This is a genomic window from Sinobaca sp. H24 (assembly GCF_023845525.1).
In genome coordinates this window covers 67,243-81,328 of record NZ_JALBWT010000022.1, presented here as the reverse complement: position 1 = coordinate 81,328, position 14,086 = coordinate 67,243, and the positions used below count along the sequence as shown (strand labels likewise).

10 protein-coding genes and 4 pseudogenes are annotated in these 14,086 nt (G+C 44.2%); 1 reads left to right on the top strand and 13 read right to left on the bottom strand.

Translation table 11 applies throughout. From position 1 onward, the window contains the following. The 13 genes and pseudogenes from MMY81_RS22460 to MMY81_RS22400 form a co-directional block, all read right to left on the bottom strand. Positions 1 to 406: pseudogene (locus MMY81_RS22460) on the bottom strand (isocitrate/isopropylmalate family dehydrogenase); the annotation flags it as partial. A 116-nt stretch (positions 407 to 522) separates the two neighbouring features. Next, positions 523 to 1,617: pseudogene (gene citZ, locus MMY81_RS22455) on the bottom strand (citrate synthase). A 316-nt stretch (positions 1,618 to 1,933) separates the two neighbouring features. Continuing rightward, positions 1,934 to 2,404, bottom strand: coding sequence for a DUF441 domain-containing protein (locus MMY81_RS22450; protein WP_252314614.1), 471 nt, complete (start codon positions 2,402 to 2,404; stop codon positions 1,934 to 1,936). 114 nt (positions 2,405 to 2,518) lie between these two features. Further along, a complete protein-coding gene (locus tag MMY81_RS22445; protein WP_252314613.1) occupies positions 2,519 to 2,908 on the bottom strand; it encodes an FxsA family protein in 390 nt (129 codons plus the stop codon). Positions 2,909 to 2,998: 90 nt separating this feature from the next. Continuing rightward, positions 2,999 to 4,753, bottom strand: coding sequence for a pyruvate kinase (gene pyk, locus MMY81_RS22440; RefSeq protein ID WP_252314612.1), 1,755 nt, complete (start codon positions 4,751 to 4,753; stop codon positions 2,999 to 3,001). 36 nt (positions 4,754 to 4,789) lie between these two features. Beyond that, the gene (gene pfkA / locus MMY81_RS22435) at positions 4,790 to 5,749 is read right to left on the bottom strand and encodes a 6-phosphofructokinase (RefSeq protein ID WP_252314611.1); all 960 of its coding nucleotides are present in this window, start codon (positions 5,747 to 5,749) and stop codon (positions 4,790 to 4,792) included. 107 nt (positions 5,750 to 5,856) lie between these two features. Then, a complete protein-coding gene (accA, locus tag MMY81_RS22430) occupies positions 5,857 to 6,846 on the bottom strand; it encodes an acetyl-CoA carboxylase carboxyl transferase subunit alpha (RefSeq protein WP_252314610.1) in 990 nt (329 codons plus the stop codon). A 25-nt stretch (positions 6,847 to 6,871) separates the two neighbouring features. Next, positions 6,872 to 7,719, bottom strand: a pseudogene (accD, locus tag MMY81_RS22425) (acetyl-CoA carboxylase, carboxyltransferase subunit beta). Positions 7,720 to 7,892: 173 nt separating this feature from the next. Then, positions 7,893 to 9,099 (bottom strand): annotated as a pseudogene (gene ystJ, locus MMY81_RS22420) (NADP-dependent malic enzyme). 136 nt (positions 9,100 to 9,235) lie between these two features. Next, complete coding sequence (locus MMY81_RS22415; protein WP_252314615.1) at positions 9,236 to 10,189, bottom strand: helix-hairpin-helix domain-containing protein; 954 nt, start codon at positions 10,187 to 10,189, stop codon at positions 9,236 to 9,238. Beyond that, the gene (locus tag MMY81_RS22410) at positions 10,153 to 12,543 is read right to left on the bottom strand and encodes a DNA polymerase III subunit alpha (RefSeq protein ID WP_252314608.1); all 2,391 of its coding nucleotides are present in this window, start codon (positions 12,541 to 12,543) and stop codon (positions 10,153 to 10,155) included. The genes MMY81_RS22415 and MMY81_RS22410 overlap by 37 nt, the downstream gene beginning before the upstream one ends. 141 nt (positions 12,544 to 12,684) lie before the next feature. Continuing rightward, positions 12,685 to 13,335, bottom strand: a complete 651-nt coding sequence (locus MMY81_RS22405) for a DHH family phosphoesterase (protein ID WP_252314607.1) — start codon at positions 13,333 to 13,335, stop codon at positions 12,685 to 12,687. Positions 13,336 to 13,443: 108 nt separating this feature from the next. After that, entirely contained in the window at positions 13,444 to 13,632 is a 189-nt protein-coding gene (locus tag MMY81_RS22400) for a DHH family phosphoesterase (RefSeq protein ID WP_252314606.1), read from the bottom strand. Positions 13,633 to 13,719: 87 nt separating this feature from the next. Between MMY81_RS22400 and MMY81_RS22395 the strand changes: the two genes are divergently transcribed. Beyond that, positions 13,720 to 14,001: a YtpI family protein gene (locus MMY81_RS22395; protein WP_252314605.1), complete on the top strand. Its 282-nt coding sequence runs from the start codon at positions 13,720 to 13,722 to the stop codon at positions 13,999 to 14,001. Positions 14,002 to 14,086: the final 85 nt, after the last annotated feature.

Genomic DNA, 14,086 nt, shown 5'->3' with positions numbered 1-14,086 from the left:
ATCCTCAGGACGCTTAACAGGAGAAGGTACGTTAGTGAAGTGACGAACAGGACGAAGGCATGAAAAGATCCAGACGCTGACGCAGGGCTACGTTCAATGAACGATGCCTCCGCCGATTGGAGTAGTCAATGGTCCTTTGATAGCAATAAGGTATTCACGGATTGCTTCAAGGGACTCTTCCGGAAGCCACTCCTGTTTTGTTATATGCTTTTTCTCCAACGAGAATTTCTTTCCAGTGAATTTTCTTTTCGCCATTGTAAGCTTTCTCAACGGCAGCATCCAATACTTTTTCAGATGCAGCCCAGATGTCCGGTCCAATACCGTCACCTTCAATATAAGGAATTACCGGATTATTTGGTACGTTTAATACTCCGTCATTTGTTGTAATTTTTTCTCCATTAGCCATTTCAAAAAAACCTCCTACTTAGAATAAGTGAACCACTATTTATTTTAATGTTGTCCTGCGGCAGAGTAAAGAGAATAAAGGAAATCCTTTATTCTCTTGCTATTGCAATACCGCTATTATCTTTGATCCATCGGCACGTACTTCTGCTTATCCGGTCCTACATAATCAGCGCGGGGGCGGATTAAGCGGTTGTCGCTGTACTGTTCCAGATATGGGCCAGCCAGCCGGAAGCACGGCTTGTTGCAAAGATAGGGGTAAACAAATCGTGATCAATGCCAAGGCTGTGATAAACAGAAGCAGAATAGAAGTCCACGTTTGGAAGAAGGCCTTTTTCATTGGTTACAACTTCTTCTACTTTCAAGACATATCATACCACTTCGTTTCGCCGGTTACTTTCGTAAGGCGCTCGACATATCGCAGATGTTCGCTCTTGGATCGCCCTGCTTGTAGACACGGTGTCCAAATCCCATGATTTTTTCTTTATTGCCATAGCTTTTTTAATGTAATCTTCAGCCTTATCCGGCTCTCCGATTTCAGAAAGCATAGCCATAACTTTTTCGTTGGCACCGCCGTGCAGCGGACCTTTTAAAGCTCCAATAGCCGATGTGACACCGGAATAAATATCAGAGTGTTGCTACGCAGACACGTGCAGTAATGTGGAAGCGTTCAATTCATGGTCTGCATGAAGAACAGTGCTTATTAAATGCTGTAATAGGTTTCGTCCGGCTCTTCGTTATTAAGCATATAAAGAAGTTAGCTGCAAAACCAAGATCTGCTTTGGTGCTCGGGTTCTTTGCCTTCACGAATACGGGAAAAACCTGTAACGATTGCAGGAATCTGCGCTGAATCTTTACTGCTTTACGCTTATTTGCTTCCTCATTCATTTCATCTGCTTCGTCATCAAACAGGCCGAGCTGTGGAAACAGCTGTGCGAAGTGCAGCCATTGGATGTACTTTTTGATTGGATACTGTTCATGAAAGTCAAATATTTCTTTTGGTAACATCCATATTTGCAGCAAGATCTTTTGTAGTTCGTTTAATTCATTTTCCTTTGGCAAGTCCATTCCAAAGTAAATAAATCACTTCCTCAAATGTGCATTATCTGCAAGATCATCAATATCAATCCCTGATAAGTCAGGACATCATCAATGATGGAACTGAACGCTTGAGGTAGTTGCTACTACCCCTTCAAGACCGCGTGTTGTACTCATTTTAAAAACATCTCCTTTACCTTAAAGTATGATTTCCAAATTCTTTGAAAATCGAAAATGCTTACATTTCCATGAATTGTAAAATGCCACTCTTTTTTAACTAGAATGGTTAGTCTGTTTACTACACAGAGTACCCTTCCCTTAAAGGCTCGATCATAATCATCATCATTCCATTCCTGTATAGGCGAGATTCATTATAAGCTAACTATGTAGGAAGGACTTTCACCTACTCATTATAACCATATTTCATGAATTTGTGAATCAAAGTACAGAAAAAAAACACATTCACCTTGACGATGGTTACGAGCCTTTCTTTTTAACCGGCTCCGGATGAGGAAAAAATTCCACCACTTTCATGCAGTATAGGCAATACCGCTCCGATAAGCGGGCCGACGCATCCATTAAACAAAACAACAGCCAGAATCGTTCCAATTACAAGAGCTGCTGTAATATGAGGATCGTTAGCAAGCAGGACCACCCCGCCTTTTGCTATGAGGGCTACTGCAATGCCGGCTGCAAGCGCGATCCATGCATAGGAAGACCTGGCTGCCTCTCCGAGCTGGCTGAAGCCAATTTCGCCGGTCATAATAGGAATGAGAACCGTAAATGTAAGAATCGTAACGGCTATGGTTATACCTTTAGCCTGCATAAATGGAAATACTTTATCGCCCAGGCCTGCATAATGGACAATGAGCAGGGCAACAATAGCAATAATCAACGTCTGATTCTTTGCAATAATGCTGACTGCAAGAAGAGCCAGCATAAAAAGTGAACCTGATGAAAACATCCCAACCCCTTCTCTCTATATAATATTGTGCTTTCTTATGTAATCTAAAACCTGAATTATTCGCTTTTATAGGCAAAAAAAAGCCCGCTTTTCCAAGCGAGCCGAATTTTTCACTTACCTTCTTGTAACGACAACGGTTCCGTTCCGCAGCATCCGGTTCAATATTTTTTGGAAAAGTGCCTTGGCTGATCCACGTGTTGCTGGAAGGAGCAGCAAGAAGCCTGTTAAGTCTGTAATAAACCCGGGCGTAAGCAAAAACGCACTTCCGAGCAGAATACATGCCCCATCCATTACCAGACTGCTTGGAATTTCACCGTTCTGCATTTGCAGCTGGGCGGTTCTGATCGTCTGAAGGCCTTCTTTTTTAGCAAGCCATGCGCCTAATATACCAGTAAGGATAATAAGAATAATCGTCGGCCAGATGCCAATTACATTTCCTGCCAGGATAAGCACGCCTACTTCAGCGGCTGGAACAATGATGAGCAGCAAGAGGAGCCATTTCATTTATTTCTCTCCTTTTTTTCTCTTATTTTATCATTATATACGGAATAAACCGCCCCGTATACCAGGGCGGCTTTTTTACCGTATTTCTCTTTAAAGGACACTTGCATGACCACGGTAAATATCGCCGCGGGCACCGTCCACTGTGATTTCCTCGCCATCTTCAAATAGATCTGTCGCTTCGTCTACACCAACGATGACCGGAATGCCAAGCGTAAGGCCAACAACAGCTGCGTGCGAAGTCAATCCGCCTTCTTCTGTAATAACAGAAGACGCCTGTTCGAATGCCGGCATCATATCTTTATCTGTACCGTACGTGATAAGAATAGCGCCTGGTACCATTTTCTGTTTTGCTTCTTCTGCGTTTTTAGCAATAACTACTTTACCGGAAGCTGTTTTTCTGCCAATTCCCTGGCCTTTTGCAGCTACCTCTCCAATAACATGAACCTTCATAATGTTTGTTGTTCCTGACTCACCAACAGGCACACCTGCTGTTATAACAACAAGATCGCCATGTTCTACACGGCCGCTTTTCAACGATTCCGTTACTGTAATATCAAGCATTTCATCTGTTGTTTTCGCTGCGGCACCATGGATGGCTTTAACACCCCAGACGAGCGCAAGCTTTCTTACCACGCCAGGATTGCTTGACACTGCAATGATAGGTGATTCCGGACGGTATTTAGATACAATTCTCGCTGTATTTCCGCTTTCTGTAGCAGACAAAATGGCAGCCGCATTCAAATTAAAAGCCGTGTGGGAAACAGCCTGGCTGATTGAGTTTGTAATCGAAACCCGGCTTTCTTTTGTTCTTTGGCTTAAAATAGTTTTGTACTTTAATGCTGTTTCTGTTTTACGTGCTATATTACTCATCGTCTGAACAGATTCCACCGGATAATCACCGGCTGCCGTTTCTCCCGAAAGCATAATAGCATCCGTACCGTCAAAGATAGCATTAGCTACATCACTTGCTTCGGCTCTTGTTGGACGCGGGTTGCGCTGCATTGAATCAAGCATCTGTGTGGCTGTAATAACCGGCTTCGCCAGCGTATTGCACTTTTTGATTAATTCTTTCTGGGCCAATGGAACATCCTCCGGCGGTATCTCTACGCCAAGGTCTCCACGTGCTACCATTAATCCGTCTGACACTTCAAGAATGGAATCAATGTTGTCGATTCCTTCCTGGTTTTCGATCTTTGGAATAATCTGAATGTCCTCTGCTCCATGCTTTTCAAGAAGCTCTCTTATTTCAAGGACATCCGATGCTCTTCTGACAAAAGAAGCAGCAATAAAGTCCACGCCCTGTTCAATACCGAATTCAATATCAGCTGCGTCTTTCTCGGTAATACCCGGCAGATTCACGCTGACATTCGGAAGGTTAACCCCTTTTTTATTTTTGAGCTCTCCATTATTGAGTACTCTGGTAAGAAGGTTTTTTCCTTGTATTTCAAGTACTTCCAGTTCAATAAGTCCGTCATCAAGCAGAATTTTTTTGCCGGGCTCCAGATCATCAGAAAGACCATCATACGTTACAGAAATTTTTTCTGTAGTTCCTTCTACTTCTTCTGCAGATACAATCAGATCCTGACCCTTTACTAGGTTGATCGCACCGCCGGCCATCGTATGGGTTCGAACTTCCGGTCCTTTTGTATCCAAAAGAATTGCTACGTTTTTCTCCAGCCTTGCAGATACTTCGCGGATGTTGTCAATTCGTGCCTGATGTTCAGCAAAATCCCCATGGGAGAAATTCAGCCTGGCCACGTTCATGCCTGCTGTCATTAATTTTTCCAGGATCACCGGGTCTTCACTTGCTGGTCCTATCGTACAAACTATTTTCGTTTTTCTCATCTTATTCCTCCTAATTATTTAATACAGAATGTCGGGTTATATAGATAGTTCCTGAGACAGGCGGTATACGTCTTTATCAATTTGATGAGTTTCCTGAAGCGCACTTTCGATACTCTGCGACACAATCTTATTCTCACGGATGCCTACCATTTCGCCCTGCTTGCCATCAATTAAAAGCTCAACTGCTTTAGCTCCAAGACGGCTTGCCAGTACCCGGTCCGAGCCGGTAGGTGAGCCTCCGCGCTGAATATGCCCCAGAACGGTAACTCTTGTTTCCAGATTTGTTGCGTCTTCAATCTTTTTACCAAATTCCGGGCCGCTGCCTACTCCCTCGGCTACGATAATAATACTGTGCTTCTTCCCGCGTTGATGTCCTCGTTCCAGACGGGCGAGTATCTGTTCCATATCATAAGGTTCTTCCGGGATAATAATAGTCTCCGCTCCGTCAGCCAGTCCTGCCCATAAAGCGAGGTCGCCGGCATTTCTTCCCATTACTTCGATTACATATGTCCGCTCGTGCGAGGTTGCCGTATCACGGATTTTATCTATCGCGTCAATGACGGTATTGAGAGCTGTATCAAATCCTATGGTAAAGTCAGTACCTGGTATATCATTATCAATCGTGCCAGGAACACCGATAGTAGGAAATCCTAGTTCTGTAAGCTTCTGCGCTCCGCGGAAGGAACCATCGCCACCAATGACGACAAGACCCTCAATTCCTTTTTTGTTCAATTCTTTTACTGCAATGTCCCGGCCTTCCGGGGTTTTGAACTCTTCACATCTAGCTGTATATAATTTTGTGCCGCCTCTGTGAATAATGTCGCCAACGTCACCTAATTGCATTTGTTCGATATTTCCACTGATCAGTCCCGCATAGCCGTTTTTAACACCATACACTTCAAGTCCGTGAAAAATAGACTTTCTTACGACTGCTCGAATAGCAGCATTCATGCCCGGGGAATCTCCTCCACTTGTTAATACACCAATACGTTTCATCCTAAACTGTCCCCTTCCACATCGTATTATACGTTACCATCTCATTCATGAAAAATGTAGCTTTTTCTTTTTGGAATTCAAAAGCAAAAGTGCTTTCTGCTGTTAAGTCAGAAAGCACTAGGATTATCTGCAGGAATGGTAACGCTATCATCGTTAAATTCCCCGATATTCTTGAACTTTACGTAGCGCTGTTCAATGAGCTCTTCTCCGCTCATCTTTTTCAAATCATCTATTGAGGCCTTCAGTACTTTATCTATCTGTTTCGCCTGCTCTGCTACATTATGATGGGCGCCTCCTCTGATTTCAGGAATCACTTCATCAATAATGTCCATTTTTTTAAGATCCGGGGCAGTGATTTTCATCGTCTCTGCTGCCTTTTTCGCATGGGCGGAATCCTTCCACAACAGCGCCGCTGCACCTTCTGGAGAAATAACGGAGTATGTAGAATTCTCCAGCATATGAATATGGTTGCCCACTCCTAAAGCGAGAGCACCTCCGCTTCCGCCTTCTCCAATAACGATGCTGACAATAGGCACGCTGAATCCTGCCATTTCCAGAAGGTTTCTGGCAATAGCCTCACTCTGGCCCCGTTCTTCTGCAGCTTTTCCTGGATAAGCACCCTTGGTGTCAATCAGACAGATGATCGGCCGATTAAATTTTTCTGCCTGTTTCATCAAGCGCAATGCTTTACGGTAGCCTTCCGGATGCGGCATTCCAAAGTTACGGCGCAGGTTTTCTTTGGTATCCTTACCACGCTGATGTCCGATAACGGTAACCGGCATTTCATGATAAAACGCAATACCGCCAACGATAGCTTCATCATCACCATACAGCCGGTCGCCGTGCATTTCCATAAAATCTGTGCAAAGCTCATTAATATAATCAAGCGAAGTCGGCCGCTCTGCGTGTCTTGCGATCTGCACACGCTGCCATGGCTTTAAGTTGCCGTAGATTTCATCTTCCAGCTGCTCCAGGCGGCTTTCCAGCTTATCAATTTCGCCACTCATGTCAATTTCTTTATCTTTCGTAAATTCTTTTAGTTCATTAATTTTTTCACGAAGCTCGATTACCGGCTTCTCAAAGGGAAGATGGTTCAATGCAGCCTCCTCCTTTCTCTATATGTTACTTTCTATGAATAGCAAGAATCGTACCCAGCTTTTCTTTCATATGCGTTCTTGATATAACACCATCAAGCTGTCCGTGCTTTAAAAGAAATTCAGCTGTCTGGAAATCTTCCGGCAGATCCTGTCTGATTGTCTGCTCAATAATGCGGCGCCCGGCAAATCCAATTAGCGCACACGGCTCCGCAAAATTATAATCGCCAAGCGAAGCAAAGCTCGCTGAAACGCCGCCGGTCGTTGGATGCGTCATAACCGATATAAATAGTAGTCCTTCACGGTCCAGCTTTTTTAAAGCAGCGCTTGTCTTAGCCATCTGCATCAAACTAAGAACACCTTCCTGCATTCTAGCCCCGCCTGAAGAGGAGAACATAATAAACGGAATGCCGTCAGCTACGGCTTCTTCAATGGCCCGGGTAATTTTTTCTCCTACGACCGATCCCATGCTCCCCATACGAAACCTTGAATCCATAACGCCGGCTACAACGGGATGGTTGTTAATGGTTCCTTTTCCGGTCACAACCGCTTCATGCAGATCTGTTTTTTTCTGGTCCTGCTCTACTTTTTTCTGATAATCAGGAAAATCAAGCGGATCCGAGGAAACCAAATATGTGTTAATTTCGGAAAATGTTCCTTCGTCAAACAAACCTTCAATTCGTTCCGGAGCTGTAATAGGCATATGATGTTGACAGTTCATGCATACCATTTGGTGTTTACGCAGTTCTTTAGTGTAAACGATGGTTTTGCACGACGGGCATTTCGTCATAACTCCTTCATTCATACTGGTAGGCTGCTGTCTTTCAGGAGGTACCGTAGCATATCTTCTTTTTTATTGAAAAAATCTTTTAACACGCGTACACCTTCTTTGCTTTCCTATAAAGAATGTCTATTTTTTAAAACATAAATAAGCAGATTCACAAATAAACGGATAGAAAGCGACCGATATGCGTTAACGATCGCTTTCTTTCCGTAAACATTTCTTTATTTTATCACGTAGCCCGTTATATATGGGAATAAATTTTAAATTATTCTTTATCGATAATGGAAAGACGGCGTGTTTTTTCAGCCACTTCGTCCGGATCCACTTCTTTGCGTGCCACTCCTGTTTCCATTGCTGTTTTTGCAACGGCTGCTGCTACTGCAGGAGCTACCCTTCCATCGAATGGATTAGGAATCACGTAATCTTCCGAGAGGTCGTTGTCTGAAATCAAATCAGCAATAGCATAAACAGCTGCTTTTTTCATTTCTTCGTTAATGTGGGTAGCATTTACATCAAGGGCTCCTCTGAAGATACCCGGGAATGCAAGAACGTTGTTTATTTGATTTGGGAAGTCGGATCTTCCCGTACCAATCACATGAGCGCCGGCCTCTTTGGCTTCATCAGGCATAATTTCCGGATCCGGGTTGGCCATTGCAAAAATAATTGGGTCTTCGTTCATTGACTGAACCATTTCTTTTGTTAAGGCGCCGGCAACAGATACTCCGATAAATACATCCGTATTTTTGATCACATCTTTAAGTTCACCAGATGCTCTGTCTTTGTTGGTTACTTTTGCCACAGCTGCTTTTACATCATTCATTCCGAATGAACGGCCCTCATAGATAGCACCTTTGGAATCGCAGAGAATAACGTCACGTACGCCAAGACGCTGCAGAAGTTTAATAATAGCAATACCGGCAGAGCCTGCTCCGTTGATAACAACGCGGATTTCGGATATAGGCTTGCCGTTGAGTTTAAGCGCGTTGATCAGACCGGCTGCTGTCACAATTGCCGTTCCGTGCTGATCATCGTGGAATACAGGTATGTTCGTTTCTTTCTTTAAACGCTCTTCTATAATGAAGCAGTTAGGAGCCGCTATATCTTCTAAGTTAACGCCGCCGAACGTCGGTGACATCAATTTAACGGTTTCCACAATTTTATCTACATCTGTTGTATCAAGGCATATTGGAAAAGCATCTACGCCGGCAAATGATTTAAAGAGAACGGCTTTTCCTTCCATAACTGGAAGAGAAGCTTCCGGACCAATATTACCCAGTCCCAGCACAGCGTGCCATCTGTAACAACAGCTACCATGTTTCCCTTCATTGTATATTCGAATACTTTCTGCTTATCTTCAAAGATAGCTTTACATGGTTCAGCAACACTGGTGAATAAGCTAAACTCAAATCTTTGGAATTACGAACAGGAACTTTAATTCCTGATTCAAGCTTCCCCTGATTTACTCGATGAATATGAAGGGCTTCTTCTCTGTCGTTGGCACGTAACGCAACTCTCTCTCTTTTATATAACTGCTTTTACTCATTAGAGCAAGTTTTTCGATAACTTGCAAAACTTCTTTTATTATAACAGATGAAGCAGAGTAGTTCATCATTCAGAAGGCTTAAAGACAATAAATTCTTTAGGAATGCACTTTTCCATTTCTTTCATAAACTGGGGATCCGGTGACGCTTTCAAATGATTTCCGAGCTGGACGGTTTCTCTTGTTCGTTCATAAAAAACGTTCACCGGAACGGAACCTGGAAAGCGGTTCACTATTTTTTTCACCTGTGTGATTACACCGGATTTTTCCAGGCGGTCATCTATTTTCAACCAAAGCATGGACCGGCTTTGCTCGTTAAGCTCAGGCAGGCTCAAAACAGCTTCGGCAATAATCTGCAGGCTGCGTCCTTTCGCTTCCGATCTTCCTTGAATAAGCATAGGGACTTTTTGTTCGATCAGGGGTCTTACTTTCCGGTAGACAAAAGGAAAAATCACTACCTCTGCCGAAGCATCACCATCCGTGATGGTAAGAAAAGCCATTTTTTCACCTTTTTTCGTACGAATTTCCCGGCATTCTTCTTCAATGCCGGCAGCCCACATTTTCTTTTTGCCTTCTGTAATCATTCCCAGTTCCTCGGGATGAAAGGAAGGAAGGAAATGGGTATATTCATCCAGCGGATGTCCGCTTAAATAAAGACCGGTTGCTTCTTTTTCCGCTTCATAGGCTTCCTTTGTTGTATAAGGCTCGGCGTCCACATAGCGAAAATCGTCATCTCCGGCTTCCACCAGGCCGCCGAGTTCTTTTTGAAATTCCGCAAATTCCATTGCACGATCCATCGAAGCAAGCAGAACTGCACGGTCTTTCTTCCATTCATCGCAGGATCCTGACTTAATGAGCATTTCCAGGCCGGTACGTCCGAACTCTTTTATGCTCACGCGCATGCAGAAGTCGATCAAATCCGTAAACGGTCCTTTTTTTCTTTCTTCTATCAACGAATACACCGCTTTATTTCCAACCTGTTTGATCATATTAAATCCAAAAAGAATCTTTTCCTGCTCCAGTTTAAACGTAGAATAGCTTTTATTAATAGAAGGGGGCAGAAAAGATATTCCACTTTTTTCTGCCGCTCTTTTATACTGTCCAAGTTTGTTTTTTTATGCACATGCAGTGCAAGCAGCACAGTATAAAAAACAGACGGCTCGTTCGCTTTAATGTAAGCCAGCTGATAGGAAATTACGCTGTAGGCTACCGCATGGCTTTTGTTAAAACCGTAATCAGCAAAACGGACTATCGTATCGTACACCTTTGAGGCGGTTTCTTTCGTATATCCTTTCTGCACGGCTCCTGCCGTAAAGGCTTCCCTTTCTTCTTCCAGTACTTCTCTTTTCTTTTTGCTTACCGCCCGCCGGAGCAGGTCAGCCTGGCCATAGGTGTAGCCTGCCATCAATGCAGCGATCTGCATAATTTGTTCTTGATATACAATAACTCCGTATGTGGAGCCAAGAATAGGTTGTAAATCCGGATGCGGGAATTCTGTTTGTTCGCTGCCATGTTTACGCGCCGCATAATTTGGAATAAACTCCATTGGACCCGGCCGGTACAATGCATTTACTGCCGTAATGTCTTCAAAGCGGTCGGGATGAATCTGTTTCAGGGCTTTTTTCATTCCGTCGGACTCCAGCTGAAATACTCCATCTGTATTCCCTTCAGCCAGAAGGGCAAATGCAGCATCATTATCAAGCGGAAGGTTCCGCAGCGAAAAACGATGATTTTTTCGTTTTATCAATTCTTCCATCCGTTGAAGCATCGAAAGATTTCTGAGACCGAGGAAATCAATTTTCGTTAATCCCTGTGCTTCCAGAACCCCCATCGGATACTGTGTAACAGGTACAGCATCTTCTTTATACAGAAGCGGTACATGGTCTGTTAACTCATGCTTGCTGATTATAACTCCTGCCGCGTGCACGGAAGTGTGCCGGGGCATGCCTTCGATCTGAGCTGCAAGCTTCACAACCGCACCGGCTGCCTTTTCTCTGATAATAAATTCTTTCATTTCTGTATTACTGCGGAGTACTTCCGCTATCGTCGTCTGCTTTCCCGGCTGAGCCGGAATATAGCCTGCCAGCTTCTCGATAAGAGCCTGCGGGCTCTCCAGAATTCTTCCAATATCGCGGATAGCTGCTCTTGCTCCAAACGTTCCGAATGTTCCAATCTGTGCAACGTGTGCGGTTCCATACTTTTCAGCTGCGTATCGTATTACTTCATCTCGCCGATCGTCTTGAAAATCAATATCTATATCCGGGAAACTGACCCGGTCCGGATTTAAAAACCGTTCAAACAAAAGCTCGTGGTACAGCGGGTCAACATCTGTGATTTCAAGCACATAAGCTGCCAGGGAACCCGCTGCCGAGCCTCTGCCCGGTCCTACAGCAATACCGCTGTTTCTTGCAAAATGTATGAAGTCCTGAACAATAAGAAAATAATCGGCAAATCCGGTGTTTTCTATTATGTTCAATTCATAAGCAAGGCGCTCCTCCGCCTCCACTGACGGGGAACCAAACCGCTTTTTCATCCCTTCTCTGCATAGATAGTTCAGTTCTTCGGCAGAGCTGTTTGTGTGGCGAAGGGGAAAAGAAGGAAGAGAAGGAACCGAAGGCTGCATAGTTACCGAACAGGCTTCCACTATTTGGACAGCATTCGCTGCAGCCTCCTTCTGGGTTTCCGATTCTTGTTTATAAGAAGTAAGAGCATGCTCAGGAATTTCCTTCTGATTCATTTCACGGACAGGTATACCTTGTTTCACAGCATGAAGCGCCAATAACGCTTTATATTCTTTACGATCCGCCATTCGGATGTTATTTCCTGCTGTCAGTGGAAGATCGAAGGCACGCGCTTCTTCCTTCCATTCTTCCAGCCCGGCTGTTCCTTCTTCTTCCGGCCATTCCAGGTATAACCTTCCCGCTGCTATGGTTTGTTTATATTTTTCCAGCGTATCCCTGGCCCAGTCTTTTTCTTTGAGTCTAAGCCAGTACGCCGCTTCACTTTCTTCCCATGGAAGCACAGCAAATAGATGCTCTGTTCTGCCGGCTATATCATCTAGGGACAGGGAAATGCGCTGGCTTTCCGAGGACAGGCGCATCAGCTCCTGATAGCCTTTATCATTTTCGGCATATAAAGAAAGACAGAAAGCATTCTGATGAACCCCTTTCACCGTAAGCTCTAAACCTATGACAGGCTTGATTCCCGCCTCTATGCAGGCATTATAAAAGGGCACAGCTCCAAACATCGTATTCGTATCTGTTAGTCCCAACGCTTCTATCTGTTGATTTTGTGCCGTTTCCACCAGCTTATTGATCCGGGCAGTGCTGTAAAGCAGGCTGTACTCGCTATGTATGTGAAGCCTTACTTCCTTCATATTTTCCTCCTTCCTCCAGTGCCGTACTTTTCTTTAGTATGCCCAGCTTTTTTTCCAAAAACAAGTCATACATTTTGAATAAAGCCGCCTTATAATAGGCGGCTGGATTAACAAAAAGCAGTTTATTGGAGTTTCTTACTGTTACTCGCGGCAGAGACTGTTGAGTTCTTCAATAATTGTTTTTGTTTCTGCCAGGTCTTCCGCTTTAGCCCCGGAAGCGTTAGGATGACCGCCTCCGTTATGACGGGCTGCTAATTCATTAATGACTACCTTTTTGGAGCGGAGTCTTACCCGGTAGCTGCCATCTTCGTTCTCTACGAAAAAGACCCAGGCTTTAATACCTTCCACTTCAGCGAACACATTCATCATAGCCGAGGAGCCGTTTATCGTAACGTTATACTTCTGCAGCAGCTCCTGTGTTAAATACATTACTCCTACACCGTTTGAAGATAGTTCAAAATCAGATAATACCCGGCCTTTTAGGCGGACCAGCTTTTCGTCACTGCTGTAGAAACCGGCAAAGAGAGAAGCCGGGTCAATCGGATATTTCAATGCTTCTGCCGCCATCTGCAGCGTTTTGGGTGTGGTATTTGAATGCTGGAAACGTCCAGTATCCCCTATTATGCCGGCGTAAAAGAGCCTTGCCGCTTCCGCAGGGATTTCCCAGTCTTTTTCCGCTTTCAGCCACAGGGCAAATGACATCAACATTTCACAGGTCGAGCTTGACTTCGTATCCACCCAGGATGGTTCCCCATACACGTCTACTTCAGGATGATGGTCAATTTTTGCCATTTGAGCGGCTTTTTCCCAGCCGGATCCATCAATTCGCTCTTTTTTGCTGTTCGCAGATTAGATATAAAGCATTTTCAGGTGATCCAGCTGCTTCTTCACTCATCGACACTAAAAAGGATAATCCAGGCTCATCTCTCCCTGTATAACCACATGCTTTGCCGGCTCATTATGTTTAATTAAGGCAGCAAGCCCTCCCTGCGAGCCAAGAGCATCCGGGTCCGGCTTTTCATGCCTTAATATAACTATTTCCTCATATTGTTTAATTGTTTCGTATAGTTCCTGCATGATACTGTTCATTTTCTTCTTCCTCTCTATTGTTGCGTTATGAGTATTGCGGCGTCTTTATAAAAGGTACAATGAATCTGCTTAGAAGGAGAGATTTATTTGTCCCAGCTTTTTATCATACTTATTGTTCGTTTCTGTTGTTTTTTATCTTTTTCAAAAAGTAAAAGCGTTCCGCGCCACTTCTCCCGGCCTGAAACGCTGGCGCAGACAAAAGCAAATATCAGTCTCGGCACAGCTCTTGCTTCCGTAGGACTGCTGCTTTTGTTTACGAATCGGGGTCTGGTGGATATCATTATTGGAAGTATTTTTACGCTGCTTGGCGCTGCAAATATTCTGCTAGGAATGCGCGCCTATAAGCTGTACAAAACCGTATGCCGCTGAAGAAGTAGAAAAGGAGCGCAACCAACGAGAGCCCTCCTGACTATTTCACTCTTCGTCATTATTTCAGGCTGCCGTCCTACCCGAG